The 25,692-nt window shown below is 56.7% G+C and carries 23 protein-coding genes, 1 tRNA gene and 2 pseudogenes; 14 read left to right on the top strand and 12 right to left on the bottom strand.

Features of this window, described 5'->3' with window-relative positions:
- Nucleotide 1: 1 nt before the first annotated feature.
- Entirely contained in the window at nucleotides 2-448 is a 447-nt protein-coding gene (locus LPQ25_RS16820) for a YccF domain-containing protein (protein WP_014907884.1), read from the bottom strand.
- A 124-nt stretch (nucleotides 449-572) separates the two neighbouring features.
- On the opposite strand from LPQ25_RS16820, the gene helD reads away from it, so the two are divergent.
- A complete protein-coding gene (gene helD / locus LPQ25_RS16815; protein WP_014907883.1) occupies nucleotides 573-2,627 on the top strand; it encodes a DNA helicase IV in 2,055 nt (684 codons plus the stop codon).
- Nucleotides 2,628-2,638: 11 nt separating this feature from the next.
- On the opposite strand, the gene mgsA is transcribed toward helD, so the two are convergent.
- Nucleotides 2,639-3,097 carry a methylglyoxal synthase gene (gene mgsA, locus LPQ25_RS16810; RefSeq protein WP_002898432.1) on the bottom strand — a complete coding sequence of 153 codons (459 nt, stop codon included), beginning with the start codon at nucleotides 3,095-3,097 and terminating at the stop codon, nucleotides 2,639-2,641.
- A gap of 154 nt (nucleotides 3,098-3,251) precedes the next feature.
- On the opposite strand from mgsA, the gene LPQ25_RS16805 reads away from it, so the two are divergent.
- The gene (locus tag LPQ25_RS16805) at nucleotides 3,252-3,665 is read left to right on the top strand and encodes a CoA-binding protein (RefSeq protein WP_004144085.1); all 414 of its coding nucleotides are present in this window, start codon (nucleotides 3,252-3,254) and stop codon (nucleotides 3,663-3,665) included.
- 30 nt (nucleotides 3,666-3,695) lie between these two features.
- Here LPQ25_RS16805 and hspQ read toward each other — a convergent pair whose 3' ends face one another.
- Nucleotides 3,696-4,013, bottom strand: coding sequence for a heat shock protein HspQ (hspQ, locus tag LPQ25_RS16800; protein WP_002898441.1), 318 nt, complete (start codon nucleotides 4,011-4,013; stop codon nucleotides 3,696-3,698).
- Between the two features lie 59 nt (nucleotides 4,014-4,072).
- The gene (gene rlmI / locus LPQ25_RS16795) at nucleotides 4,073-5,275 is read right to left on the bottom strand and encodes a 23S rRNA (cytosine(1962)-C(5))-methyltransferase RlmI (RefSeq protein ID WP_004141630.1); all 1,203 of its coding nucleotides are present in this window, start codon (nucleotides 5,273-5,275) and stop codon (nucleotides 4,073-4,075) included.
- 190 nt (nucleotides 5,276-5,465) lie between these two features.
- On the opposite strand from rlmI, the gene LPQ25_RS16790 reads away from it, so the two are divergent.
- From LPQ25_RS16790 to yccX, 3 genes are read left to right on the top strand one after another with little or no spacing between them, the layout of a single operon-like run.
- Nucleotides 5,466-6,020 (top strand): YbhB/YbcL family Raf kinase inhibitor-like protein, encoded by a 555-nt coding sequence (locus tag LPQ25_RS16790; RefSeq protein ID WP_014907882.1) that lies wholly within the window; start codon nucleotides 5,466-5,468, stop codon nucleotides 6,018-6,020.
- Between the two features lie 17 nt (nucleotides 6,021-6,037).
- On the top strand, nucleotides 6,038-6,826 hold the full coding sequence (locus LPQ25_RS16785) for an AraC family transcriptional regulator (RefSeq protein WP_004141625.1): 789 nt from the start codon (nucleotides 6,038-6,040) through the stop codon (nucleotides 6,824-6,826).
- Between the two features lie 48 nt (nucleotides 6,827-6,874).
- The gene (gene yccX, locus LPQ25_RS16780; protein ID WP_004150835.1) at nucleotides 6,875-7,156 is read left to right on the top strand and encodes an acylphosphatase; all 282 of its coding nucleotides are present in this window, start codon (nucleotides 6,875-6,877) and stop codon (nucleotides 7,154-7,156) included.
- On the opposite strand, the gene tusE is transcribed toward yccX, so the two are convergent.
- Complete coding sequence (gene tusE, locus LPQ25_RS16775; RefSeq protein WP_002898457.1) at nucleotides 7,153-7,482, bottom strand: sulfurtransferase TusE; 330 nt, start codon at nucleotides 7,480-7,482, stop codon at nucleotides 7,153-7,155. The genes yccX and tusE overlap by 4 nt on opposite strands.
- An 88-nt stretch (nucleotides 7,483-7,570) precedes the next feature.
- The gene (gene yccA / locus LPQ25_RS16770; protein ID WP_002898458.1) at nucleotides 7,571-8,230 is read right to left on the bottom strand and encodes an FtsH protease modulator YccA; all 660 of its coding nucleotides are present in this window, start codon (nucleotides 8,228-8,230) and stop codon (nucleotides 7,571-7,573) included.
- Nucleotides 8,231-8,499: 269 nt separating this feature from the next.
- Between yccA and LPQ25_RS16765 the strand changes: the two genes are divergently transcribed.
- The 4 genes from LPQ25_RS16765 (at nucleotide 8,500) to LPQ25_RS16750 (ending at nucleotide 13,495) form a co-directional block, all read left to right on the top strand.
- Nucleotides 8,500-10,152 carry an ABC transporter substrate-binding protein gene (locus LPQ25_RS16765; protein ID WP_041937769.1) on the top strand — a complete coding sequence of 551 codons (1,653 nt, stop codon included), beginning with the start codon at nucleotides 8,500-8,502 and terminating at the stop codon, nucleotides 10,150-10,152.
- Between the two features lie 119 nt (nucleotides 10,153-10,271).
- Nucleotides 10,272-10,359 (top strand) — tRNA-Ser (locus tag LPQ25_RS16760).
- A 303-nt stretch (nucleotides 10,360-10,662) separates the two neighbouring features.
- A complete protein-coding gene (locus LPQ25_RS16755; RefSeq protein WP_014907880.1) occupies nucleotides 10,663-13,089 on the top strand; it encodes a glycogen/starch/alpha-glucan phosphorylase in 2,427 nt (808 codons plus the stop codon).
- Nucleotides 13,090-13,153: 64 nt separating this feature from the next.
- On the top strand, nucleotides 13,154-13,495 hold the full coding sequence (locus tag LPQ25_RS16750) for an STAS domain-containing protein (protein WP_004183593.1): 342 nt from the start codon (nucleotides 13,154-13,156) through the stop codon (nucleotides 13,493-13,495).
- A gap of 43 nt (nucleotides 13,496-13,538) precedes the next feature.
- Here LPQ25_RS16750 and LPQ25_RS16745 read toward each other — a convergent pair.
- Nucleotides 13,539-14,252 (bottom strand): annotated as a pseudogene (locus LPQ25_RS16745) (EAL domain-containing protein); the annotation flags it as partial.
- Between the two features lie 213 nt (nucleotides 14,253-14,465).
- Nucleotides 14,466-15,074, bottom strand: a pseudogene (locus LPQ25_RS16740) (CSS-motif domain-containing protein); the annotation flags it as partial.
- 399 nt (nucleotides 15,075-15,473) lie between these two features.
- Here LPQ25_RS16740 and LPQ25_RS16735 point away from each other — a divergent pair.
- From LPQ25_RS16735 to LPQ25_RS16720, 4 genes are all read left to right on the top strand, one after another.
- On the top strand, nucleotides 15,474-16,490 hold the full coding sequence (locus LPQ25_RS16735; RefSeq protein ID WP_234599478.1) for an iron ABC transporter substrate-binding protein: 1,017 nt from the start codon (nucleotides 15,474-15,476) through the stop codon (nucleotides 16,488-16,490).
- Nucleotides 16,491-16,511: 21 nt separating this feature from the next.
- Nucleotides 16,512-18,086 carry an ABC transporter permease gene (locus LPQ25_RS16730; RefSeq protein WP_015874615.1) on the top strand — a complete coding sequence of 525 codons (1,575 nt, stop codon included), beginning with the start codon at nucleotides 16,512-16,514 and terminating at the stop codon, nucleotides 18,084-18,086.
- Nucleotide 18,087: 1 nt separating this feature from the next.
- Nucleotides 18,088-19,116, top strand: coding sequence for an ABC transporter ATP-binding protein (locus LPQ25_RS16725; RefSeq protein WP_004179253.1), 1,029 nt, complete (start codon nucleotides 18,088-18,090; stop codon nucleotides 19,114-19,116).
- Between the two features lie 243 nt (nucleotides 19,117-19,359).
- Entirely contained in the window at nucleotides 19,360-20,280 is a 921-nt protein-coding gene (locus LPQ25_RS16720) for a GGDEF domain-containing protein (RefSeq protein ID WP_004893095.1), read from the top strand.
- On the opposite strand, the gene LPQ25_RS16715 is transcribed toward LPQ25_RS16720, so the two are convergent.
- Entirely contained in the window at nucleotides 20,277-21,110 is an 834-nt protein-coding gene (locus LPQ25_RS16715) for a helix-turn-helix transcriptional regulator (protein WP_004183598.1), read from the bottom strand. The two genes, LPQ25_RS16720 and LPQ25_RS16715, sit on opposite strands and share 4 nt — an antisense overlap.
- Before the next feature lie 261 nt (nucleotides 21,111-21,371).
- On the opposite strand from LPQ25_RS16715, the gene LPQ25_RS16710 reads away from it, so the two are divergent.
- Nucleotides 21,372-22,139, top strand: coding sequence for a phytanoyl-CoA dioxygenase family protein (locus tag LPQ25_RS16710; protein ID WP_004183607.1), 768 nt, complete (start codon nucleotides 21,372-21,374; stop codon nucleotides 22,137-22,139).
- A 13-nt stretch (nucleotides 22,140-22,152) separates the two neighbouring features.
- Here LPQ25_RS16710 and LPQ25_RS16705 read toward each other — a convergent pair whose 3' ends face one another.
- Genes LPQ25_RS16705 through LPQ25_RS16695 form a run of 3 tightly spaced genes read right to left on the bottom strand, consistent with a single transcriptional unit; the run spans nucleotide 22,153 to nucleotide 25,648 of the window.
- Nucleotides 22,153-22,494: a PTS fructose-like transporter subunit IIB gene (locus tag LPQ25_RS16705; RefSeq protein ID WP_004179260.1), complete on the bottom strand. Its 342-nt coding sequence runs from the start codon at nucleotides 22,492-22,494 to the stop codon at nucleotides 22,153-22,155.
- Between the two features lie 15 nt (nucleotides 22,495-22,509).
- A complete protein-coding gene (locus LPQ25_RS16700; protein WP_004179261.1) occupies nucleotides 22,510-23,385 on the bottom strand; it encodes a [formate-C-acetyltransferase]-activating enzyme in 876 nt (291 codons plus the stop codon).
- The gene (locus LPQ25_RS16695; protein ID WP_004183609.1) at nucleotides 23,351-25,648 is read right to left on the bottom strand and encodes a formate C-acetyltransferase; all 2,298 of its coding nucleotides are present in this window, start codon (nucleotides 25,646-25,648) and stop codon (nucleotides 23,351-23,353) included. The genes LPQ25_RS16700 and LPQ25_RS16695 overlap by 35 nt, the downstream gene beginning before the upstream one ends.
- Between the last annotated feature and the right edge of the window lie 44 nt (nucleotides 25,649-25,692).

Raw genomic sequence — 25,692 nt, 5'->3', positions numbered from 1 at the left:
GTTACTGAAAGCGACGACGCGCATTGGCTTCACGCGCAGCACGCGCGGTTTCCACAGAAACGACCCGGCGACCCACCGGCCAGAGGGCGATGACGGCGATTTTGAAATTCGCGATCCCCACCGGGATGCCTATGATAGTCAGGCACTGAGCTATACCGCTGAAAATGTGCATCAGGCAGAGCCACCAGCCGAAAAAAATGAACCACAGAATGTTCAGAACGGTACCGCCGGCGTTCAGTAGACCGTTTTTGCGCCCCGGCTCGAGCTCGTCAACATGAATCGCCTCGTTACCGTAGGGAAATAACGAAAGGCGAGTGATTTCCCAGCAGGAACGAGTCAGCGGCAGCGTGACGATCAGAATGATGCTGACCAGGGTGGCGAGTAGCCAGCCTAGAGTGGTGGCGAAACCGCCAAGGATAAAGTTCAAAATATTCAGAATGGTACGCATAAAGCCTCGGTTTTGCCCGGTGGATAATAAGACCTGATGATTGTAACGTTTTTTTGCGCTGGAGCACCTGGTCCGGGGCGGTTAAACTGAAAAACAATCCACCCTGATTGAAAATCGATATTATATGGAACTTAAAGCGACAACATTGGGCAAACGCATGGCTCAGCACCCTTATGATCGGGTGCAGCTACTGAACGCCGGGGTAAAAGTTTCCGGCGATCGTCATGAGTATCTTATACCTTTCAATCAGTTATTGTCAGTGCATTGTAAGCGCGGTCTGGTCTGGGGCGAACTGGAGTTTGTGCTACCGGACGGGAAAGTCGTGCGTTTGCACGGTACCGAGTGGAGCGAAACGCAGCGCTTTTATCATCATTTACATACGCTCTGGCAGCAGTGGAGCACGGAGATGAGCGATATCGCCGCCGGCGTGCTGAAGCAGCAGCTGGCGACGATCGAGCACACTCGCGCAGAAGGCAAGTGGCTAACCCGTCAGCAGGTGGCGGATGTTCAGGATAATATACGCCATGCGTTGACTGGTTTGCCGATGCCCACCAGTCGGCTTGATGCCTTTGATAACTGCCGGGAGCTGTGGCGGGAGTGTCAGCGCTGGTTAGGCGATATTGAAGCGACGCGTCTGGCCCATAACCAGGCCTTTACCGAGGCGATGCTGGAGCAATATCGCGAATTTTTTGATAGCGTTGAGTCGTCCCCGCTCAATGCGTCACAAGCGCGTGCGGTAGTGAACGGCGAGCGCTCCCTGCTGGTGCTGGCGGGAGCGGGCAGCGGTAAAACCTCGGTGCTGGTGGCGCGAGCGGGCTGGCTGCTGGCGCGGGGAGAAGCCGCGGCAGATCAAATTTTGCTGCTGGCATTCGGCCGCCAGGCGGCGCAGGAAATGGATGAGCGGATCCGCGAGCGTCTGGCATCAGATGATATTACCGCGCGTACTTTCCATTCGCTGGCGTTGCATATTATTCAGCAGGGCAGCAAAAAAGTGCCCACTATCAGTAAGCTGGAAAGCGATACTGCGGCCCGCCACGCATTGCTGCTGAAAAGCTGGCAAAAGCAGTGCCAGGAGAAAAAAGCGCAGGCGAAAGGTTGGCGCCTGTGGCTGGAAGAAGAGATGGGCTGGCAACTGCCGGAGGGGGACTTCTGGCAGGACAAAAAGGTGCAGCGGCGGATGGCCAGCCGGCTTGACCGCTGGGTGAGCCTGATGCGCATGCACGGCGGCTCCCAGGCGGAGATGATTGCCGGGGCGCCGGAAGCGGTACGCGACCTGTTCAGTAAACGGGTGAAGCTGATGTCGCCTCTGATGAAAGACTGGAAGGCGGCGCTCAAGGCCGAGAATGCGGTCGATTTTTCCGGCCTGATCCATCAGGCGGTCAATATTCTCGATAAAGGCCGCTTCGTCAGCCCTTGGAAACACATTCTGGTGGATGAATTTCAAGATATTTCGCCGCAGCGAGCCTCGCTGTTGGCCGCGTTACGCCGGCAGAATAGCCAAACCACGCTCTTTGCCGTCGGGGATGACTGGCAGGCGATCTATCGGTTCAGCGGGGCGCAGCTTTCTCTGACCACCGCATTCAACCACTACTTTGGCGAAGGGGATTGCTGTGCGCTGGATACCACCTATCGATTTAACGGGCGTATCGGCGAAATAGCCAATGGCTTTATCCAGCAAAATCCGCATCAGTTAAGCAAACCGCTGAACAGCCTTACGGCAGGTGATAAAAAGGCCGTCACGCTGTTAGCCGACGACAAGCTGGACGATCTTCTGGATAAGCTGAGCGGTTACGTTAAGCCCGAGCAGCGCATCCTGCTGCTTGCCCGTTATCACCATCTGAAGCCTGAGGCGCTCAACAAAGCGGCGACGCGCTGGCCGCACCTGCAGCTTGATTTTATGACGATTCATGCCAGCAAAGGTCAGCAGGCTGACTTTGTCATTGTGTTGGGACTACAGGATGGGGAGGATGCGTTTCCGGCCCCGGCGCGCGAGTCGATTATGGAGCAGGCGCTCCTGCCGCAGCCGGAAGATTTTCCGGATGCGGAGGAGCGTAGACTGTTGTACGTGGCGCTCACCCGCGCTCGTCACCGGGTATGGCTGTTATTTAACAAGGCGCAACCTTCGCCGTTTGTCGAGATCCTGCAGGCGCTGGATGTGCCCGTGGCCAGGAAGCCGTAATCGCGGCTCGATTATTTCAGGCGCTCGGCAAGATAGCGTGGATAATCCGGGATCAGAATATCGAGCGGTTGACCGAAGTGCGGCGACTGGATAATAAAGTCAGCGGTGGAGACGTTAGTGGCGACCGGAATATTCCAGACGGTGGCCAGGCGCAGCAACGCTTTGACATCCGGGTCGTGGGGAACGGCGTTCAGCGGATCCCAGAAGAAGATCAGCACGTCGATTTTGCCTTCTGAAATGAGGGCACCCACCTGCTGGTCGCCGCCCATCGGACCGCTCAGCATGGCATTAACCTCCAGGCCGGTAGCCCGGGAGACGAGATTACCGGTAGTGCCGGTAGCATACAAAATATGTTGCGCCAGCAGCGCCTGATGGCGAGCAACCCATTTCATCAGCATATCTTTGCAGTGATCGTGAGCCACCAGCGCGATATGTTTTTGCGCAGGCAGGGTACGTGTTGTCAGTTCCATATTTTCATTCCACATTTTGACCTGCAAACAGATTACTGAATGTGGCTGTCGCTGCAAGCATCGGGGATGAAAATTTTGCTGAATCTGTGGGTTAGGCTGGATGGCCCCCTGCTGCGGATTAGCATACACTTAGGTGAAATAGCAGGAGGAAACCATGAAAGAGAATGATATTGCTGGCATCCTGACCTCGACACGGACGATTGCGCTGGTCGGAGCCAGCGACAAGCCTGACCGTCCGAGCTACCGGGTCATGAAGTATCTGCTGGATCAGGGGTATCACGTTATCCCGGTTTCGCCGAAGGTGGCGGGCAAGACGCTGCTGGGACAACAGGGGTATGCGACGCTCGCCGACGTTCCGGAAAAGGTCGACATGGTTGATGTCTTCCGTAATTCAGAAGCGGCGTGGGGCGTAGCGCAGGAGGCGATAGCCATCGGCGCGAAAACGCTATGGCTGCAGCTGGGGGTGATCAATGAGCAGGCTGCGGTGCTGGCCAGGGAAGCCGGATTGAGCGTAGTGATGGATCGCTGCCCGGCCATTGAACTACCGCGACTAGGGTTGGCGAAATAAAATAAAACCCCGCGTTAGCGGGGTTTTATTTTAGTTGCGAAGGCGCGGAGCCTGCAGCTGCTGACGAATCGTTTTGGCCAGTTCGTCAAGGGACGGCTGTTCCGGGTGTTCGTCGCGGGTTTCGCTGCTCAGCTGCGCTTCTGCCAGATAGGTGTGAATCGGCTGGCCATCATCATCTTCCATCACCACATGGTACCAGGGCGCCGCGCGCAGTTCGTCATTGGCGGCAATTTCATCCTCTTCCGGCTCCGCGAGCGAATACTCGGGATCGACATCGACGATGACGCCCAGGTAGCCCAAGAGCGTATGGCGGACCTGTTGGCCGATACCGAATTTGCTGGCTATCATAGGCACCTCCTGGGAAACATGAATACTCCCTATATGAGGCTCATGTTTCGTTTTTCAAGTTACATGACGCGACAGGCAAACCCCTTCAGATACAGCCCTTCCGGGTAGGTTGCGATCACCGGGTGGTCGGCAGCCTGACGGAACTGTTCTATAAATTGTACATCACGCCCGGCATCAATTGCGGCATCGGCGATGATTTTCTGAAATAAATCGGTGGTCATCAGCCCGGAGCAGGAGAATGTCAGCAGCACGCCGCCGGGGTTCAGCAACTGGATCGCCAGCATATTGATATCTTTATAGCCGCGGCAGGCGCCCATCAGCTGGCTTTTATTTTCCACGAACTTCGGCGGATCCATCACGATCACGTCGAATTTCTCTCCCTGATCGCGGTATTTACGCAGCAGTTTGAACACGTCGTCGCGCACAAACTCCGCTTTGGACAGATCCAGTCCGTTGATCTCCACGTTCTGGCGGGCAACGTCGAGCGCCTCCTGCGAGGTATCCACGCTGGTGACCTGGCGGCAGCCGCCCATCAGCGCCGACACCGCAAAGCCGCCGGTGTAGGAGAAGCAGTTCAGCACCCGTTTATCCGCGACATAGCGGCGGGTGGCCAGGCGGCTGTCGCGCTGGTCGAGGTAGTAGCCGGTCTTGTGCCCGCCCTGGATATCGACTAACAGCTTCATGCCGTGCTCGGTGATCGGCAGCAGCGCCGGGGGCAGTTCGCCCACCACCGGCCCCTGGGCCAGCTCCAGTCCCTCTTTTTTACGCACGGCGACATCGCTGCGATCGTAAATGGCGCAGTCCGGGAACAGGTTCTGCAGGGCGCTGATGATGGCGGCGCGCTGGTATTCGGCGCCTGCGCTGAGCAGCTGCAGCACGAAAAAGTTGCCAAAGCGGTCGATAGTGACGCCCGGCAGGCCATCGGACTCGCCGGCGATCAGGCGGTAGCTGTCGAGGCCATCTCGCTCGGCCAGCCAGGCACGCCAGGTTTGCGCCTGCTGCAGACGGCGTTCAAAGAAGGCGCTATCGATGGCTTCATTGCGGTCGAAGGTCCACACGCGGGCGCGGATCTGCGACGACGGCGAGTAAGCGCCGCGGGCCAGCCATTTTCCCTGATGGTCAACGATATCGATGGTTTCACCGCTGCGGGCTTTACCTTCCATGCGGGCGACGCCGCCGGAGAATATCCACGGATGGCGACGCAGCAGGGATTTCTCGCGTCCTTTGGCTAACACTAAGCGGGGGAATAGGGAATCTGTCATGGGGCTACCTTTAAGCAACGGGAATGTCGGCACCGAAAAATGGCGCGTAGATTAGCACACCTGGCGCACGCAAGCATCTTTCGCCCGGCTGGCACAGGTGAGCGTTTCGGCACAAAATGCAGGCGCTTCGGCACATTCAGCTGGTGCGGACTCTCATACCCTGTTTTCTCACCCCAACGAGGAGCAGACGATGAAAACAGGTATCCGCATGGCTGTGGCGATGGTAGCGGCTGTGAGCAGCGGCGCGATGGCCGCGCCGTTTAGCGTAAGCAGCAATGATATGCGTGACGGGCAGCCGCTGGCCCAGCAGCACTGGTTTGCCGGTTTCGGCTGTACCGGAGGCAATGTCTCTCCGCAGCTGGGATGGAAAAACGCCCCGGCGGGTACGCGCAGCTTCGCGGTCACCGTCCGGGATCCCGATGCGCCTACCGGCAGCGGCTGGTGGCACTGGACGGTGGTCAATATCGCCAGCAGCGTCTTTTCGCTGCCCGCTGGCGCGGGAGATAAAAACAGCGCTACACTGCCGGGCGGAGCGATCCAGGGCCGCAACGATTTTGGCTATGCCGGCTTCGGCGGCGCCTGTCCGCCGGCGGGAGATAAACCGCACCGCTATCGCTTTACGGTATGGGCGCTGGATGTCCCCACGCTGCCGGTGGATGCCGGGGCCAGCGGGGCGCTGGTCGGCTATCTGTTACATAGCCATGCTCTCGCCAGCGCACAGTTGACGGCGATGGCCGGGCGTTAAAATAAAAGGTCGGTCTGATGGAGAGTATCCACTTTCAGCATAGCGCCTTAACCGCGGCGGAGATCACCACCCGACGGCTATGCAGACTGCATCGCGTGCGGCTGTTCTCCCCGGCGCTCTGTCGGGTAAAACGCGGCAGTAAAGTGATTGTGCAAGGGGAGAGCCGGGTGCTGGCGACTCCGCAACAGCTGATTGTTTTGCCAGCTGACGTGGAACTGGAGGTGATTAACCAGCCGGAGAATGGCCTCTTTTGCTCCGATCTGCTATCGCTGACGCCCGAGCTGCTGACGAGGTTTAAGACTCGTTATCTCAGCGAACCACCGCCAGGGCGCCTGACCTCGCTCTGCGCACCGGTGACGACAGAGCTGGCGTTTATGTGGCAAAGCGTTCTGCAGGCGGTGCGGGAGGGATTGTCCGTCGCGCTGCAGCAGCACCAGACCATGGGGCTGCTGCTGGCCCTGTATGAGGCTGGCTATGCGGGCCCGCTGCTCGTCGAGCGGCAGCAGGATCTGTCGGCGCAGGTGCGGCAACTGATTATGCTGTCGCCGGCGCAGGCATGGAGCGTGTCGCGGGTGGCGAAAATGCTCTTTCTCGGCGAGTCCACGCTGCGCCGTCGGCTGCAGCAGGAATCGCAGAGTTTTCGCCAGATCGTCGAGGAGGTGCGGATGGCCCACGCCCTGGGGCAGCTGCAGACGACCTCGCGGCCAATAGGCGAAATTGCGCAGAACAGCGGATATCAGTCGGGATCGCGCTTTACCGCGCGCTTCCGTCAGCATTATGGTTTACTGCCGAAGCATGTACGCTGAGCGAATTTGCTATCCTCAGCGTATAGCGTGAGCGAAAAGGAGATGATTATGGCCAGTATCTGCACAATGGCATGGGTTTACGGTTCGGTTCAGGGCGTGGGATTTCGCTATTCCACGCAGCGGGAAGCGCTGCAGCTGGGGGTGACCGGTTATGCCCGTAATCTGGATGACGGCGGGGTGGAAGTGCTTGCCTGCGGCGAGGCGGAGCAGGTGGAAAAACTCATCGCCTGGCTTAAAGCCGGGGGGCCGCGCAGCGCGCGGGTTGACCGAGTGTTAACCGAGCCCCATCAACCCACCCGCAGCTGGGACAAATTCGCGATCCTCTATTAGATGCACTTCACCGGCTTCGGCAAGCCGGCGATTTTAGTCGCCTGTTTGGCGGGTCCTTTCGGGAACAGGCGATAGAGATAGCGGCTGTTGCCTTTCTCTTCGCCAAACTTGTTGGCCATCGCCTTGACCAGCATACGGATCGCCGGAGAGGTGTTAAATTCAAGGTAAAACTCGCGCACAAAGCGCACTACTTCCCAGTGTTCAACGGCGAGCGTTATCCCTTCCTGCGCGGCAATGACTTCCGCCATCGCCTCGCTCCACTGGGTGGTATCTTTCAGATAGCCTTCGCTATCCGTTTCAATTTCGTTGCCTTCAAAAATAAACATGATTTTTCACATACCGCCTGAAACTGGCCGCAGTGTAGCAAAAAAAAAGGCCCCGCATAAGCGAGGCCTCTGTTAAGCAGGGGAGCGGTTAGTCCCGGCTGGCGAAGCCCAGGATGCTCAGCAGGCTGACAAAGATGTTGTACAGCGAGACATACAGACTGACCGTCGCACGGATATAGTTGGTTTCACCGCCGCGGATAATGTTGCTGGTCTCGAACAGGATGGCACCCGAAGAGATCAGGATGAACACCGCGCTAATCGCCAGGTGCAGCGCCGGCAGCTGCAGGAACAGGTTAGCGACCATACCAATCAGGACGACCACCACGCCGGCCATCAGCATCCCGCCAAGGAATGACATGTCTTTACGCGTCGTCAGCACATAGGCCGAGCAGCAGAAGAAGACCAGCGCCGTGCCGCCCAGCGCCAGGCCGATTAAATCGCCCATGCCGGCAGAAAGATACGCGTTCAGCATCGGCCCAAGGATATAGCCGAGGAACCCGGTGAAGGCGAAGGCGGAAATAATCCCGGTGGGTTTATTCGCCGTTTTGTAGGTCAGGAACATCAGACCGTACATCCCCACGAGGGTCAAAATGAGACCCGGCGAAGGGAGCATCAGCACTGTGCTGGCGGTGGCGGTGATAGCGGAAAACGCCAGCGTCAGGCTGAGCAGGAAGTAGGTGTTACGCAGAACCTTGTGCGTGCTGAGCAGCGAGGAACGGTCACGCGATGATGTAATTATGCGATCCATGAGTCACTCTCTTATGACAGATGTAATTAGGGATAAAGAATAAGAAAAACAAGCGTGAAGCCCTAATGCTTTTACCCATCTTTACTTAGTTTTTACCGCTTTTGCCTGGCATAAAATTCTATATAGATAGGGAAAAGCGATATATTTTCGCTTTTCGCGTCGCTGAGCCGATCGAAATCTTATAGGTCACTGAAAAATATTGCCTTATGGCAGTTCTGCGACTAAGTGTGGAAGAGGGGGATTACCCCGTACGTCAAAGGCAAAGGGAAATGACATTACACAAAAAAAATCACATCACCCGAACACTCCTGGCTGTCAGTATGCTGGCTATGAGCGGCGGGGCGCTGGCGGCGCAGGTGCCGCCGGGCACCCAGCTGGCGGAAAAGCAGGAGCTGGTCAGAAATAACGGCAGTGAACCGGCGTCACTCGATCCGCATAAAGTCGAGAGCGATGTTGAATTCAATATCATTAGCGATCTCTTTGAAGGGCTGGTTAACGTGTCGCCAGCGGGAGCGATCCAGCCGCGACTGGCGGAACGCTGGGAAAACAAAGACAACCTGTTATGGACCTTTCATTTACGCCCCGGTCTGACCTGGTCCGACGGCACGGCCATTACAGCGCAGGATATCGTCTGGAGCTGGCAACGGCTGGTCTCGCCGGCAACAGCCTCCCCCTACGCGAGCTACCCTGGCAATATGCATATCGCCAACGCCCGCGAGATTGCCCTCGGGCAAAAGGGACCCGAGACGTTGGGGGTGAAAGCGCTGAACGACACCACGCTGCAGGTCACTCTGACCCAGCCGAATGCCGCCTTCCTGGCGATGCTGGCGCACCCTTCGCTGGTACCGATCGACAAAGTGCTGGTGGAGCGGTATGCCGATAAATGGACCCGACCAGAGCATATCGTCACCAGCGGCCCGTATAAGCTGTCCCAATGGGTGGTGAATGAGCGGCTGGTGGCTGAACGTAATGCAAAGTACTGGGATAATGCGCATACCGTTATTAATAAAGTGACTTACCTGCCAATCTCTTCGGAGGCCGCCGATGTCAACCGCTACAAAGCAGGGGAGATTGATATTGTCTATACGGTGCCGATCAATCAGTTTGCGCAGTTGCAGAAAGCCATGGGCGACCAGCTGGACGTTTCGCCGCAGCTGGCGACCTATTACTACGAATTCAATACTACCCGGCCGCCGTTTAACGACGCCCGTGTGCGTCGCGCGCTGAATATGGCGCTTGATAAAGATATCATTGCCGGAAAAGTGCTTGGCCAGGGCCAGCGCCCGGCCTGGCTGATCGGTCAGCCGGATATCGGCGGCGTGACGCTGCATAACCCGGACTACGCCAGCTGGCCGCGTGAGAAACGGATTGCCGAGGCGAAAAAACTGCTGGCGCAGGCGGGGTATGATGAAAGCCATCCGCTGGTCTTTACCCTGCTCTATAACACCTCTGAGTCGCACCAGCGTATCGCCATTGCCGCCAGCTCTATGTGGAAGAAAAACCTCGGCGTCGAGGCGAAGCTACAGAACCAGGAGTGGAAGACGATGCTGGATACCATGCATACGCATAACTTCGACGCCGTCCGCTACGCGTGGATTGCCGACTACGACGATGCCGCCACCTTCCTCAATACTTTCCGTACCGGGGATAGCGAGAACACCAGTCAGTACAGCAACCCGGCTTACGACGCGGCGCTGCGCAACGCGGCGCAAGCCTCCGACGTGGCGACCCGGGGCAAATACTATCAGCAGGCGGAAGATCTGCTGGCGCAGGATGTTCCCGCCATTCCGGTCTATCACTATGTACGTACCCATCTGGTGAAACCTTGGGTAGGGGGCTTCACGCCGGATAAGCTGGGGTATTACTACACCAAAGACATGTACATTAAAAAACACCCATCCGCCAGCGGCGATGGGCGTTGATTTTCTGTGCAAACTGCCTGAAATTCAGACGAATAACACAGAATTGTTTGTTTTTAAGGCAGTTGATCAAAATGATGCTTTACAGCATCCGCCGAGGTGTTTATAGTGCGCCTCACACCGGAAGTGTGGCCGAGCGGTTGAAGGCACCGGTCTTGAAAACCGGCGACCCGAAAGGGTTCCAGAGTTCGAATCTCTGCGCTTCCGCCATATAAAAGAAGGGGTTACCGAAAGGTAACCCCTTTTTGCTTTTACCTGTAGCCGTCCTGACTGCACTTCACCTTCACCTCCCGACTCCGCAAACCCGCCATGTCTGTAGTGTTATCGCTGGCGAAAAGGTGACGATCAATCCATTGCAAATGGTTGTTATTTTAATTATTCAGCCTCATGTTATAAACGGCAATGGTGCTGAGGAATAAAAGCCATGCGGTAAAATATCTTCGTCTATACTTGGAAAAATGATGATTTACCTGCCATGGTTTTTACGCAGATACAGAGACCAGAGAGGTCAGCATGCCTGACATTAACCCGCAAAATATCAAAGAATTACGGGCGTTGGTTGAACAGCAATTACAGTACACATTGTGTGTTAGCTTAAATAAAGCTACGCATGGCGATATTTTTAACGCGGTGGCGCTGGCCATTCGTCATTTTCAACAGGACCATTTTTTGTTGAGCCAGAAGCGGCAACGTGAAGAACGTAAAAAGCGCGTTTACTATCTGTCGATGGAGTTTTTACTGGGACAGTCGCTGCGTAATAACCTTTTGAATATGAATTTACTGGCGGAGATGCACCAGGTGGTGAATGACCTGGGGTTTGATCTTGACCACCTTCTTGACGAAGAGCCCGACGCCGCGCTGGGTAACGGAGGGTTAGGGCGCTTAGCCGCCTGTTTTATCGATTCGATGGCCACCCTTGATATTGCCGCATCCGGGCATGGCATCAAATACGAATATGGTCTTTTTCGCCAATCCTTTCAAAATGACCAGCAGATCGAGCATCCGGATGACTGGCATTCCATGCACTCCCCGTGGCTGGTCGAACATCACGCTCAGCAAATCCTGATCCCGCTGGGAGGCTATATTGAACACAGCGAAGATGTTGATGGCAATTACAATCCAATGTGGCTGGGCTGGAAAACGATTATCGGTATACCCCATGACTATTTCGTTTCCGGTTACCGGGATACGACGACCAACAAGCTGCGGCTTTATAGCGCGGTGGCCTCTGACTCCTTTAATATCCATATTTTCAATCGCGGTGATTATATCAAGGCGGTGAGTGATAAAATCGCGTCGGAGAATATTTCAAAAATACTCTATCCATCCGATGAGGTGCTGACCGGAAAAGAGCTGCGGCTGACGCAAGAGTATTTTCTGGTGGCCTGTACGCTGCGGGATATATTTCGCGACTATGCCGAGGTTAATGACGATATTACTTTCCTGCCGCAGCATGTGGCGATTCAGCTGAATGACACCCATCCGGCATTAGCGGTGGTGGAGCTGATGCGTATCCTCGTCGATGAATACCGGCTGCCCTGGGAGCAGGCGTGGGAGATAACGCAAAACACCTGTGCCTACACGAATCATACGTTGATGCCGGAAGCGCTGGAGACCTGGCCGGTGACGCTGTTTGAAAAACTGCTGCCGCGTCATTTGCAAATTATATTTGAGATCAACCATCGTTTCCTTGAAGAGGTGGCCCGGCGCTGGCCGGATAAAAATCATCTGTTATCTTCGCTGTCTTTAATCGACGAACATCGCGATAAGCAAATCCGTATGGCCAATCTGGCGATTGTCGGTAGCCATCGCGTGAACGGGGTAGCATGGCTGCATTCGGAACTGGTCAAGAAACAACTGGTGCCCGACTTCTATTTTATGACCCCGGAGAAATTCATTAATCAGACCAACGGCGTCACGCCGCGACGCTGGGTGCAGCAGGCTAACCCCGGCCTGGCCGCTTTTTTGCACCAACAGCTGGGGGAAGGGTGGCCAACCGATTTACCCTTGCTGTCCAGTCTGGAAAGCCTGGCCGATGATACTGCTGTTATTGATAATATCCGGGCCATTAAATTTGCCAACAAAACCGCGCTCAGCCAGCTGGTCGCTCAACGCTATGGCATCGCCCTCGATCCGCTGGCGATGTTTGATTGTCAGGTCAAACGTATTCATGAATATAAGCGTCAGTTGCTCAATATTCTTCATGTGATCGCGCTTTATCTGGATATCAAAGAGACAGGGAAAACTATCGCGCCTAAGGTGCATTTGTTTGCGGGTAAAGCGGCGCCGGGCTATCGGATGGCGAAGCTGATTATTCAGTTGATTAATACCGTCGCCCGGAAAATTAACCGCGACCCGCAGGTTGCCGGGCAGCTTAAAGTGGTTTTCCTCGAAGATTATAAAGTCTCGCTGGCGGAAAAAATCATTCCGGCCACAGACCTCTCCGAGCAAATTTCCACCGCCGGGACCGAGGCGTCCGGCACCAGCAATATGAAGTTTGCCATGAACGGCGCGTTAACCATCGGCACCTATGATGGGGCGAATATCGAAATTCGCGAGGCCGTGGGGATCGATAATTTTTATCTGTTTGGCGCCGTGGCGGAAGAGATTGAAGAGAGCCGGCGCCTTGGGCATCACCATAATTTCTATCATCAGAACCCGGCTATGGCGCGTGTTGTCGATACCCTCGTGTCTGGGTTGTTCACCAGCGATCGTGAGCTGTTTGCACCCCTTCACCACATGTTGACTGAGGGCGATCATTACTGTCATTTACTGGATTTCGACAGTTATTGTCAGGCCCAGCGGCAGGCGATGGCCGATTTTGAACTGCCGGAACAATGGCACCGTCGGGCCTTACTCAATATTTGCCGGATGGGCGAATTTTCCAGCGACAGAACCATACGTGGCTACGCCCGGGATATTTGGGGTATCACCAGCTAAAGAGCGAACACGCCGGGCTAAAAAGGGACTCGTCGACGGATATCAGTCACTATTGAGGATGAGCATGAACGTTGAATTACATACCGAGCAGGGCGTAAAAATTATTGTACCTCTTGTGCGCCGACTGGATGCTTCCGTCGTGCAGGCGTTTAAGCAGCAGGTTCTGGAGGCTATCGACCCGGATACCAAAAACGTGCTGCTGGATCTGAACCACGTCGATTTCATCGACAGTAGCTGCCTTGGCGCGCTGGTTTCCATTCTGAAAAGCGTCAACGGTCAGGGCGAGCTGGCGCTGTGTTCACTCAATGACACGATTAAAAATCTGTTTAAGCTCACCCGCATGGATCGCATCTTTGCCATTAAGGAGACCCGACAGGATGCGTTAAACGCGTTCACCTCGTTATAACGTTTATGCGGTCAGGGTTGCCAGCGGGTTAGGGAGCGCCCGCTTATTGTTCGATAATCCGCGCCTTCGGTTTGCTCAGCAGGAGCATCACCAGCGCGACGTAGGGCATCGGCTTCCAGAAATAGTAGTCCTGCAGCAGATGAATATTCTGGCGATTAAGATATTCCAGTTGGGCCTGGGTTTCGACGCCCTCGGCAATAATGCGCAGTGACAACGTCCGGGCCATCTCTATCACGCAGTCCAGCAGTTTGCTTGACGGCGCCTCCCCGGTCACGCGGGCGACAAAGCTCTGATCGATTTTGATATAGTCGAAAACCAGCTCGTGGAGATAGGAAAGCCCGGAATAGCCGGTGCCAAAGTCGTCCAGGGCGATGGAAAAACCGCGATTGTGCAATGTATTGAGTTTGTCGACAACCACCCCGTTGAGCAACAGCGGTTCCTGTTCAGTGATCTCCAGCATCAGCTTCACCGCTTTACCCTCAAAACCGTGCTGAAAGTGCAGGCAATCATCGATAAACGTTGGGGCGTTAATGTGTGACGCGCTGATATTGAGGCCAATATGAAACCCATCCGGTAGTTTACTAAAGAGTGGTCTCATCTGCGCGTTGACCTGCGCCATCAGGCTGCGGGTTAGGGGAATAATTAAGCCGGTACGTTCGGCCAGCGGAATAAATTCCGCTGGCGAGCGCGATGGCGTCGTGCTGTTTTGCCAGCGGGCGAGAATTTCCACGCCGTATATCTCTCCGGTTTTCCCATTCACCAGCGGCTGATAGTAGGGAACGATATAGCCCTGATTGATGGCGTAGCGCAGTCTTTCCTCTTCAGAGGTATAAACATTGAGATATTTACGCATCAGGAAATAAAACAGCAGCGAAACTGAGAAAATAAAGATCAACAGACCGGAGCCATTATGGACTAAGCGGCCGGGGCTAAAGAAAAGTGAATCAGGGTAGGTAATGCGAAATGGATAGGCAGGTGAGGTAAAGACGCCCTGGTGTGGGTCAGCAGCCAGCGGCTTAACATCGCCATATCTGGCAATCATTTGGTTCTGCACCCAGAGTGCCAGCCCGTTGTTATCGGTATCGCTATATAGTGCATCACGCAGATGGATGTCGCTGATAGTGACAATCACCCGGATCGCCGCTACGCGCGCCTGATAGATCAGTACCGGCCGTTTATTGACCATCATTCTGGCCGGGAGCAGCAGCAGAGGTTCGTCAGGCAAAGACTCAGGGCTGAGCGTCAGGACCCGATTGCCGGGCAGGGACGAGCACCACACCTGGCCATCTTTTATCAGCAGAATGGTACGCAGGTGCGGCTGCAGGGCGGCTTCCGTTCCGAGCTGAAATTGACCCTGGCCGGAGCAACCACTGCGGCTAACGTTCAGCGCCGTGGCCGTCGCTTCACGAGCCTCATCCAGAATGGCTGCGATCTTTTTCGCCGCCTGACGGGCGGCGGCGACATGGGTGGCCTGGTCTGAATGCCACAATTGCCAGTTAATGACAAACACGCCAGCAAGAAATACCACCAGTGCCAGAGAAAAGGCAATCCATGCATTTCGCCGCTTTATCTCTTTCATTTATTTAGCGTGCTAAGGTAATTAGGCATAAAGGGAACCGTCCATCTGGCGTTAAAGGCTTTTCAATGATCGTAGAAGGGGGAAATCTTTCGCGATGATTGAGCATATTAAAAATATGATCCATATCACAATACCCACTGGCAAGGCCGCTTACCGCATGTAACAACGGCAGATTTTTCCACCGACAATAAAAAATCGAAATTTAATGTTTTCTTAATATAAATTCCGGTGCGGTATGTTTTTAAGCATTTTCCCATCCAGAGTGGTGCGCCGACGTTATTTTTTGCTTTTTTAAGTTTATGATAATTGTTTTCATTATCATTCTTTTTTTGCTGTGATTTAATCCTCTCCGCTCAGGCTATTTACCGTTTATTGCCCTATTTCATTAAGGATGCGTTCATGAAATTTAGCTTATCGCCCCTCCGTACGGCAGCGCTGGTTGCCGCTTCTCTGTTTCTGGCGCCGCAGGGGATGGCGGCTGACGCTCAGAACGGGATTGTGGTTTACAACGCCCTGCACGAAAATCTGGTGAAGTCGTGGGTGGATGGATTCACCAAAGAGACCGGTATTAAGGTCACGCTGCGCAATGGCGATGACAGTGAACTGGGTAATCAGCTGGTTCAGGAAGGCTCCGCGTCGCCGGCCGATGTGTTTCTGACCGAGAACTCGCCGTCGATGGTGCTGGTCGATAATGCCAAACTTTTCGCCCCGCTGGATGCCGCCACCCTGCAGCAGGTTCCGGCGCAGTACCGTCCGCAGCATGGGCGCTGGATCGGCATTGCCGCGCGCAGCACCGTTTTTGTCTACAACCCGGCGAAAATCAGCGAGGCGCAGCTGCCGCATTCCCTGATGGATCTGGCAAAACCGGAGTGGAAAGGGCGCTGGGCGGCTTCGCCATCGGGGGCTGATTTCCAGGCTATCGTCAGCGCGATGCTGGCGCTGAAGGGTGAGCAGGCGACTCTCGACTGGCTGAAGGCGATGAAAACCAACTTTGTCGCTTACAAAGGCAATAGCACGGTGATGAAAGCGGTCAACGCCGGGCAGATCGACGGCGGGGTGATCTACCACTATTACCGCTTCGTCGATCAGTCAAAAACCGGCGAAAACAGCAAAAACACCCAACTGTATTACTTCAAACACCAGGATCCGGGCGCCTTCGTCAGCATTTCCGGTGGCGGTGTGCTGGCTTCCAGCAAACATAAAGCGCAGGCGCAGGCCTTTATTAAATGGATCACCGGCAAGCAGGGGCAGGATGCACTGCGCACCAATAACGCCTTCGAATATGCCGTGGGGGTAGATGCGGCCTCTAACCCGAAACTGACCCCGCTGAAAGATCTGGATGCACCGAAGGTAGAACCTTCCTCGCTGAACAGTAAAAAGGTCATTGAGCTGATGACGCAGGCTGGCCTGCTCTGATCCTGAGGAAGTGATGTTGCTATGTCTGTTCTGAGTTTGTCGCTCGGAAAGAAAACAGGACGCCTGCCCGAGCGCAGGCGTCCTGCATTTCCGATGGTGGCGTTAGCGCTGCTGTTTTCATTGCTGGCGCTGTTGCCGTTAGGGTTTGTGGTGGCGGTTGGGTTCGACACCGGCTGGCCGACCATTAAAGCGCTGGTCTTTCGTCCGCGGGTAGGGGAGCTGCTCAGCAATACCCTGTGGCTGACGGTGCTGGCGGTCCCCATCAGTATTGTGCTCGGCGTGACGCTGGCCTGGCTGACGGAACGTACTGCCCTTGCCGGTCGGCAGCTGTGGTCGGCGCTGGCGGTAGCCCCGCTGGCGATCCCGGCCTTTGTCCAGAGCTACGCCTGGGTCAGTGCCGTGCCTTCGCTGCATGGCCTCTCCGCCGGGGTGTTTCTCTCGGTGCTCGCCTACTATCCGTTTATTTATATGCCGGTGGTGGCCGTGCTGCGCCGCCTCGATCCCACCCTTGAAGATGTCGCCGCGTCGCTGGGCACGCCGGCGTGGAAAGTGTTCTTCCGGGTGGTGCTCCCGCAGCTGCGTCTGGCAATCTGCGGCGGTGCGCTGCTGGTGGCCCTGCATCTGCTGGCGGAATATGGCCTGTATGTGATGATCCGCTTCGATACCTTCACGACCGCTATTTACGATCAGTTCCAGTCGACCTTCAGCGGTCCGGCCGCCAATATGCTGGCAGGCGTGCTGGCCTTGTGCTGCCTGGCGATCCTGCTGCTGGAGAGCGCCTCACGCGGTAAAGCGCGTTACGCGCGTATCGGCGCCGGGGCGGCCCGCGAGCAGAAGCGGCTTGTGCTGGGTAAAGGGGCCGCTTTTGGCGCGCAGCTACTGCTTCTGCTGCTGGTGATGCTGGCGATGGGGGTTCCCTTACTGGTCCTGTGCCGCTGGCTATGGCTGGGCGGCATCGACAACTGGCTGCATGCCGATCTCTGGCATACTCTGCGCCAGACCCTGCTCCTGGGGGCGGGCGGGGCGCTGCTGACAACGGTTTGCGCGATCCCCATTGCGTGGCTCGGCGTGCGCTATCCGCGCCCGCTGTTCCGCCTGCTGGAGGGGTGTAATTACATCACCAGCTCGCTGCCCGGTATTGTCACCGCGCTGGCGCTGGTGACGGTCACCATCCACTACGCCCGTCCGGTGTACCAGACCGAAGTGACGCTGTTTCTGGCCTATCTGTTGATGTTTATGCCGCGTGCGCTGATTAACCTGCGCGCCGGTATCGCGCAGGCGCCGGTGGAGCTGGAAAACGTTGCCCGTAGTCTTGGACGCAGTCCGGCCCGCGCCCTGTGGAGTATCACTATGCGGCTTGCCGCGCCGGGCGCGGCCGCAGGTGCCGCGCTGGTGTTCCTTGGCGTCAGCAATGAGCTCACCGCCACACTACTGCTTTCGCCGTTAGGCACCCGCACCTTGTCGACCGGTTTCTGGGCGTTAACCAGTGAGATCGACTACGTAGCGGCGGCACCGTACGCGCTATTGATGATCGTCATTTCGCTGCCGCTGACCGCGGTTCTTTATATGCAGTCGAAAAAAATGGCAGGGTTGTAACATGCTGGAATTGTCTTCTATTTCGAAATCCTTCGCTGATGCGCTGGTCCTCGATAATCTCAATCTGACCGTAGCGCCGGGGAGCCGGACGGCCATTGTTGGTCCGTCCGGCTCGGGGAAAACCACGTTGCTGCGCATTCTCGCCGGTTTTGAAACGCCCGATCGCGGGCGGATCGTCATGCACGGTAAGTCTCTGTTTGCCGACGGTGTGTTTGTCCCCGCCCACCAGCGAAGGATCGGCTATGTTCCGCAGGAAGGGGCGCTGTTTCCTCATCTTAATGTTGCGGACAATATCGCCTGGGGGCTCGACGCCAGCCGTGAGGAGAAGCGTCGCCGCGTGGGGGCGCTAATGGAGATGGTCGCCCTCGACGCTGGTCTGGCGAGTCACTGGCCACACGAAATTTCCGGTGGCCAGCAGCAGCGTGTTGCCCTGGCCCGCGCGCTGGCTCAGCAGCCGGCGCTGATGCTGCTGGATGAGCCGTTTTCTGCACTGGATACCGGGCTGCGCGCCAGCACACGCAAAGCGACGGCGGACCTGCTGGCCGAGACGGGGATCGCCTCGATTCTGGTGACTCATGACCAGAACGAGGCGCTGTCGTTCGCTACGCAGGTGGCGGTAATGCGTCAGGGGCGCTTCGCCCAGGTTGGAACCCCGCTGACGGTTTACTCGCAGCCGGTGGATGAAGAGACGGCGTTATTTCTTGGCGATGCCCTGATCCTCCCCGCACGCCTTAGCCCCGGCCGGGCAAGCTGCGCGCTGGGGGACCTGGCGACGGACGCACTGCATCCTGCTGGCGAAGGTAGGGTGATGCTGCGTCCGGAACAGCTGAGCGTCAGTGTGAGCGGGCCGCAGGAAAGTACCGCCATTATCCGCGATGTCGATTTCTCAGGCCAGCTTTCCACGTTGACGCTGTCGATGGCTGGGCACGAGCGGCCGATTGTCCTGCGAACCGTGAGCCAGCCGGCGTGGCAGCCCGGCGCGATGGTGAGACTGACGGTCAGCGGCAAGGCGCGAGTGTTTAGCGGCTAAACCCTGAGCAGGCGGCGCCGGCTATCGCCGGTGCCGCACAGAAAGCTAATCAGGCGGAGGATGAAGCCGATAGTATCCGCGCCACTGACCTCGTCGCCATGGAGTGGTAGTACGTTGGAACAATTCCGCGGGGTCAGTCCAGTTCCCGCCATTTTACCGAACCGTCGCTTTTTCATTCGTCCCTCTACGCTTAACTGTTATCCTGTCTCGCGATCGGCCCTGTTGTTACCATGAGTCACCGCTATGCCTGAACTCCATACTCCTGCGAATCGCCCCGGCCCGGCCGCTGTGGCCCGGGTGACGCTCCTGCCTGCGCTGCTGATTATCATTGCTGTTGCTGCCGGCTGCGCCCTGGTGTCGCCTCCGGTCGGTACACGACACGAGATCCTGAATAACCCCGGCCTCTATATCGATCTGCTGGCGTTGTTGTTTCTGGTGTTTATGCTGTGGAGCTCGGCGAAGGTGCGGATGAGCCACATTGCCGTCAACTGCGTACGCTATGGGCTGCTGTTGTGGATTGCCGGCGGCACCTTTGACGTGATGGATGAGATCGTGGTTCAGCCGCGCTGGATGGGCTACTACTGCGAAGATCTGCTGCGCCTCTCCGGGATGCTGCTTACCGTGGTGGGGGTCTACAAAATTATTGAGCGAATCAATTTGCTTTACGTCGATGCGCGCTCGCAATCCCTGAAGGATGAACTGACCCAGTTACCCAACCGGCGTTTTTTCATTGATACCATTCGCGAGAAGTCCGGGCATGCGCTGGGACTCATGATTCTGGATATCGATTTTTTCAAGAAAATCAACGATAGCTGGGGCCACCTGGTGGGGGATGAAGTGTTATTTTCTCTGGGGAAACAGCTGGCGAAACTAACCAGCGAGCAGGTCCAGCCGGCGCGAATCGGTGGGGAAGAGTTCGCCATTATCGTCGATGGCCTGTCGGAGCCCGAGCTGCACGCTCTGGCGCAGTCGATCCTTGCTAACGCCCGCACCATCCTGATCAATCATCAGACGCCGCTGTCGATCAGCATTGGCGTCGGAACCTGGCGGCCAGGCGAAGCGCAGGAGACGTTTATCCGTAAAGTCGACGAGGCGCTGTACAAGGCCAAGCACAACGGCCGCGGCCGTGTGGAGTGGGCGCCATCTACCGGTGCGGCAGGTTAGGCCTGCTGCGCGCTACGGCAGTGTCGCCGATACTCCGATGGCGAGCGTTCTGTGTAGCGTTTAAAAACCCGGCAAAAATAGTTGCTGTCGACAAAGCCGCAATTGTGCGCAATCTCTTTCACCTTCAGGTCATAGCCGCGCAGTAGCTGCTTCGCCTTTTCCAGACGGACACGGGTCAGATATTCATTAAATCCCACCGAGCCTGATTTCTGAAAAATATGCGAAAGATAGTTGGGCGTGATGTGAAAACGTTTGGCTACCGATTCCCGCGTCAGCGGTAGACTGAGATTTTCCTCAAGGTAGTCCTGGACGGCGAGAAACAGATCCCGGCTGCGGCTGACGCGCATCTCCAGCCCGACCAGCTGTTCACGACAATGACTCAGCAGCGCGGCAACCACCAGTCGCGCGGTCAGCGGATCGGGCTGCAGGCTGACTTCATTCAGGCTCAGCAACAGGTAGGAACCCACGCGCGGCCCAAGCCGGGAAACGCTCTGTTTTTCCGTGTGCAGGCTTTTTCCGTCCCAGCGCTGAATACTGAATCCCAGTTTCTGCCGACCAAACAGAATGCTCAGGGTAGTGGCCGGGCCGGTCCACTGCGGCAGCGTCCACTTCCCCGCCTGCACGTACAGTACCTGCAGCGTGGTTAACGTCGAGGCGGCCAGCGGCAGTCCCTGTTCATTCAGTTGGCCCTCCAGCACAATTTCCAGACGCGGAAACGGCACGTTGAAGGCGAGGGCAGGCACGGAGATATCCGGCTCAGGAAATCTCACCTGTAGGTGATCTTTTTGACCGATTAACCGATGCAGTATATCCGGCAGATCTTCAATCATTCTTTGCCCTCAGCATGCGCATTATCCTGTTGATGGTAATCTATTTTTTCCTTCCCGGCAGCGTTAGTTTAGCCATTTTGCGCAGCGGATTGCCGGCCAGCTGCAGCGCATGCATCGCCGGAAAAGAGATTGTTGATGTCCATCACACTTTGTGGGCTCGCGTACGTATGTCCAGTTTTTTGTAGCGCTCGCCTCGTGTCATGCCGCGGAGGGACCAGTAGAGTTTGTTTGTGTTATCGGAACGTTAAAAAGGAACGTAAAATGAACTCATCATCGGCTAACTTTCTCGATGCGTTAGGCGCCAGCCAGACGCTCAGCGCGCAAATGAAACACGAGCTCGACACCCTCGGCTACACCGTCGTGCATAACGTCGTTGACGCCCAGTGGCTGAGCGAAATGCGCCTGCTTATTGACACCCTGGTTGAACGCGAAGGCGATAATCTGGCGATGGAGCACCATCAGGAGGCGACGGCGACGCGGATCGCTAACCTGATTAATAAGGGGGTTATCTGGGAGAAAGTCTGGTCACACCCGCTGATCCTCTCCGCTTGTCGCTATATCTTCAACGGGGATTTTAAAGTCTCCAGCCTGAACGCCCGCGAGGCGCTGTATAACGGCGGCCACCAGCCGCTGCACGCCGACTGGAAAAAGCCGCGCCCGGATTTTCCCAAAGTCCACCTGGTGAATACCATCTGGGCGATAGACGATTTGAGCGCCGCCAACGGCGCGCCGCGGATCATTCCTGGTACCCACCTCCGCCCCGAGTTACCAGAGGAGGTGCTGGCCGACCCGGAACAGGCCCATCCCGATGAGATTGTGTTTGCCGCGCCGGCTGGCAGCGTGATGATCTACAACGCCCACGCCTGGCACGGCGGCACCCGTAATCGTGAAGGCAGCAGACGACGCGTACTGCATGGGTTATATATCGATCGTGCGGATACGCCGCAGCAGGACCAGCGGCGCTGGCTCACGCCGGAGACGGCAAGCCGCCTGACGCCGGCGCAAAAGTGGCTGCTGGATGTAGAATAAGGTCTGTCGCCGGTCAGGGAAGTTCTACATAGACGACCGGCTTTTTCATGATGCTTTTCACGGCCTCGACGATCTGCTGCGGCTGCAGCAGGAAGCTCTTGATGCTGGTTTTAATCGTCCGCAGGCCGCGAAAGCGATGAGGGTCGTCGATTTCGATATCCGTCACCAGCAGCACCACTTCGGCGCGGGCGATATCTTCCGCGGTGATCCGATTTTCTACGCCGAGCGCCCCCTGGGTTTCCACCTTCAGGTGCCATTTTTCATGATGACCGACCTTTTCCAGTCGTTCGGCGGCCATGTAGGTATGTGCCACGCCGCTGACGCAGGCGGTGACGGCGACAATATTGAAGTCCATAACATCCTCCTGGCGTTAACCGCCGATAGTGACGTGGAAACCGGCCGCTTCGGCCATCACCCGATATGGTTGAATTTCCGCTTCGTCAGGCGCTTTCACGCTGGCCAGCGTCCAGGGTTTGCCCAGCAGACGGTATTTGGGCTCGCCATATTGATGAAACGGCAACAGGTGCATTTCTTTTAGCGCGAAAGGGGCGAGGAACGCCAGAATCTGGCGAAAATTATCGGTATTCAGGGTGTAGCCGGGGATCAGCGGCACCCGCGGGATCAGGTTGATTTTTCTCGCCGCCAGCTGGCGAAAATTGTCCAGCACCCGTGGCTGATTCATTCGCAGCAGCGACCGCGCCCGCTCAGGTTCCATGATTTTAAAATCAAACAGCACTTCATTACAGGCTTCGGCCACCGGCAGAAAGCGGTCAAAAGCGCTGTCGCCCGCGGTTTCGATGGCGGTGCGGATCCCCCACTGGCGCAGGCGCTGGAGAAAGCGGGCGGCAAACCCGGCCTGCATGAGCACTTCGCCCCCGGAGAGGGTGACTCCGCCGCCGGAGGCGCGAAAGAAGACCTCATCCTTCAGCACCTCCTGCAACAGGTTATCCAGCGTCACATCGCGGCCAATCTGTTCCCACGCTCCGGATGGACATTCGGCAACGTCCTGCTGGCAACGGGTGCAGCGCAGGCATTTGCTCTCCCGGCGCAGGGTCTGAATCCTGGGTGAAATTGATTCGGGATTGGCGCACCACGGACAGGTATGAGGGCAGCCTTTAAAAAAGACCACCGTGCGGATCCCTTGTCCGTCATTGAGCGAGTAGCGCTGGAGGTTAAAAATACGCGCCCGGTCGGCGCGCGTGTCGATGACCTCACAGCTGATGCGCGGTGCGGCGGATAATGTCATCCTGAATCTCCTTCGACAGCTCAACAAAGAAGGCGCTGTAGCCCGCGACCCGTACCACCAGACCGGCAAAGTCCTGCGGCCGCTGCTGCGCTTCACGCAGGGTGTCGGCATTGACCACGTTGAACTGAATATGCTGCAGCTTGAGCTTGCAGAAGGCCTGTAAAAAATCGGCCAGTTTGTTCAGGCCGCCGTCGCCGGCCAGCGTTGCCGGAGTGAATTTGACGTTCAGCAGCGTACCGTTCGACAGCAGATAGTTATCCAGCTTGCTGACCGATTTCAGCACTGCCGTCGGCCCCTGGGAATCCTGACCAACCATCGGCGACAGGCCGCCGTCCGCCAGCTGTTCTCCGGCCAGCCGCCCGTCCGGGGTGGCGCCCACCACCGAACCCAGCGGCACGTGCGCGGAGACGGTGTAGGAGCCGGGGGTAAAATGACCGCCGCGCGGGTTCAGATACTGCTCGACTTCTTTGCAGTAAAAACGCAGCAGATCGGCGCTAATATTGTCGACATCGTCGATATCGTTGCCGTACTTGTCAAAACGGTTAATCAGCCGGGCGCGGATCTTTTTCCCTTCCGGCGTCTGGAAATTGGCTTTCAGCACGGCCATCAGTTGGTCAAAGCTGAGACGCTGCTGGTCGAAGACCATACCCTTCAGGGCGTACAGCGAATCGCTCAGGTTAGCGATTCCGATACCCTGAACGCCGGAGAAGTTATAGCGCGCGCCGCCGGCGGTGATATCTTTGCCGTGCTGCACGCAATCTTCAATGAACGAGGAGAGCAGCGGGACCGGCGCCCAGTCGCGGTGGCCGATATCGCAAATGTTGCTGCCCTCGACCATCAGCTTGATGTAATGGCGGATTTTGTCGCGGATCTGGCAGATAAGGCCGTCCCAGCTGACGTCAGGCTGATGTTCATTTTCCTGAAGCACAATTTCCATCACCTTCAGCAGATTAAACATGGCGATATCATGCAGGCCGTAGGTGCGCCCTGGAATAGAGAGCTCCACGCAGCCGACCACCGCGTAATCTCTGGCATCTTCCAGCGACACGCCGCGGTTAAGGAAGGCCGGCACGACCACCTCATCGTTGAAAATCTGCGGGATGCCGGTGCCCAGGCGGATGGTTTCGGCAGTTTTGCGCAGGAACGGGCGATCAATCAGCTCGTTGACCCGCACGCCCAGATTCGGCTGCGGCAGCTGAACGTTTTGATAGGCGTCGAGGCACAAAAATGACAGCACGTTGACCGCGCTGCGCCCGGTGTCCGTCAGCCCGCCGAGCAGGGCGGTATAGCCGGTGGGAAAACCCGCGAAATAGCGCGCGCTGCTGGAGGAGCGTAGCAGGACGATATCGTTGCATTTCACCCAGAGCGACTCCAGCAACTCCTTGAGATATGCGGGATCCTGACCCTGATTCAGCGATGCCTGATAAAACGGCAGCATGTACTGGTCAAAGCGTCCGAGTGAAATCGAGCTGGCGTTGGATTCGTATTGCAGAATGATATTCATATACCAGAACAGCTGGCAGGCCTGGGGGAAGTCCGTTGGCTGATGCTGCGCGTTGTGGCGCGAAATAGCGGCGATGGTTAACAGCTCCTGCTGACGCTGCGGGTCCTGACAGTGCCCTGCCATCTCCTCGGCCAGCGCGGCGTAGCGCAGAATATGGCGCTGGGAAGCTTCCAGCAGGATCAGTACCGCCTGATAAAAGGGGTTCTCCGGTTGCCGGGCGCAGTGCGTTTTGAGCTCGGAGACCAGGGCGCCAAGGCCATGATTCAGCAGCCGTGGATAGTCGATGATGATATGGCCCTGGCCTTTATCGGTCTGGTTCACGCTAAATATCTGGGTGTTGACGGCGGCCTTGACCTCTTCGGTCATCTGGCCGTTGATGAAATCTTTCATTGAACGCTTTTCCCAGTAGGGGTACAGCGTTTCGCGGTAGATTTGCTTATCTTCTTCGCTTATCGCGAAGCGGTCCTGTGGGCGGGTCGGGAAGGCGTCGAGCTCGTTGAGCAGCCAGTAGGGGTCCATCTCGGGCGACATAATCCCTGCCCGCGGTTTGACGGTGCGGTTGCCGGCGATCAGTTCATCCTCACGAATCGAAATCATCACCTTATCGAGGATCCACGCGGTGGCTTTCGCCCGGCGGATAATCACCGGCTCGCCCTCCGTCTGCCGATGGCTGGCAGTGTAGAGTAATGCACGCTCAAGGGAGATTTCGCGCGGCTGGGCGAACAGGCTGGCTTTCAGGCGTTGGGTACGATTCGTCATGATAAACTCCATGTTGTGGCGAAGGGCGCGAAGGCGCCCTTTTA

Source organism: Klebsiella sp. KPN54798, from assembly GCF_021184225.1.
Lineage (GTDB): Bacteria > Pseudomonadota > Gammaproteobacteria > Enterobacterales > Enterobacteriaceae > Klebsiella > Klebsiella pneumoniae.
Note: the sequence above shows the minus strand (reverse complement) of the source record. Positions and strands in the feature narration are given on the sequence as shown.

Coding starts and splice junctions, on each gene's coding strand:
- LPQ25_RS16725 (WP_004179253.1), top strand. CDS start 18,088: ATGCTGGAATTGTCTTCTATTTCGAAATCCTTCGCTGATGCGCTGGTC.
- LPQ25_RS16715 (WP_004183598.1), bottom strand. CDS start 21,110: ATGATTGAAGATCTGCCGGATATACTGCATCGGTTAATCGGTCAAAAA.
- hspQ (WP_002898441.1), bottom strand. CDS start 4,013: ATGATAGCCAGCAAATTCGGTATCGGCCAACAGGTCCGCCATACGCTC.
- yccA (WP_002898458.1), bottom strand. CDS start 8,230: ATGGATCGCATAATTACATCATCGCGTGACCGTTCCTCGCTGCTCAGC.
- rlmI (WP_004141630.1), bottom strand. CDS start 5,275: ATGACAGATTCCCTATTCCCCCGCTTAGTGTTAGCCAAAGGACGCGAG.
- LPQ25_RS16765 (WP_041937769.1), top strand. CDS start 8,500: ATGACATTACACAAAAAAAATCACATCACCCGAACACTCCTGGCTGTC.
- LPQ25_RS16785 (WP_004141625.1), top strand. CDS start 6,038: ATGGAGAGTATCCACTTTCAGCATAGCGCCTTAACCGCGGCGGAGATC.
- LPQ25_RS16705 (WP_004179260.1), bottom strand. CDS start 22,494: ATGGACTTCAATATTGTCGCCGTCACCGCCTGCGTCAGCGGCGTGGCA.
- tusE (WP_002898457.1), bottom strand. CDS start 7,482: ATGTTTATTTTTGAAGGCAACGAAATTGAAACGGATAGCGAAGGCTAT.
- LPQ25_RS16710 (WP_004183607.1), top strand. CDS start 21,372: ATGAACTCATCATCGGCTAACTTTCTCGATGCGTTAGGCGCCAGCCAG.
- LPQ25_RS16735 (WP_234599478.1), top strand. CDS start 15,474: ATGAAATTTAGCTTATCGCCCCTCCGTACGGCAGCGCTGGTTGCCGCT.
- yccX (WP_004150835.1), top strand. CDS start 6,875: ATGGCCAGTATCTGCACAATGGCATGGGTTTACGGTTCGGTTCAGGGC.
- LPQ25_RS16805 (WP_004144085.1), top strand. CDS start 3,252: ATGAAAGAGAATGATATTGCTGGCATCCTGACCTCGACACGGACGATT.
- mgsA (WP_002898432.1), bottom strand. CDS start 3,097: ATGGAACTGACAACACGTACCCTGCCTGCGCAAAAACATATCGCGCTG.
- LPQ25_RS16750 (WP_004183593.1), top strand. CDS start 13,154: ATGAACGTTGAATTACATACCGAGCAGGGCGTAAAAATTATTGTACCT.
- LPQ25_RS16820 (WP_014907884.1), bottom strand. CDS start 448: ATGCGTACCATTCTGAATATTTTGAACTTTATCCTTGGCGGTTTCGCC.
- LPQ25_RS16720 (WP_004893095.1), top strand. CDS start 19,360: ATGCCTGAACTCCATACTCCTGCGAATCGCCCCGGCCCGGCCGCTGTG.
- LPQ25_RS16695 (WP_004183609.1), bottom strand. CDS start 25,648: ATGACGAATCGTACCCAACGCCTGAAAGCCAGCCTGTTCGCCCAGCCG.
- LPQ25_RS16730 (WP_015874615.1), top strand. CDS start 16,512: ATGTCTGTTCTGAGTTTGTCGCTCGGAAAGAAAACAGGACGCCTGCCC.
- LPQ25_RS16790 (WP_014907882.1), top strand. CDS start 5,466: ATGAAAACAGGTATCCGCATGGCTGTGGCGATGGTAGCGGCTGTGAGC.
- helD (WP_014907883.1), top strand. CDS start 573: ATGGAACTTAAAGCGACAACATTGGGCAAACGCATGGCTCAGCACCCT.
- LPQ25_RS16700 (WP_004179261.1), bottom strand. CDS start 23,385: ATGACATTATCCGCCGCACCGCGCATCAGCTGTGAGGTCATCGACACG.
- LPQ25_RS16755 (WP_014907880.1), top strand. CDS start 10,663: ATGCCTGACATTAACCCGCAAAATATCAAAGAATTACGGGCGTTGGTT.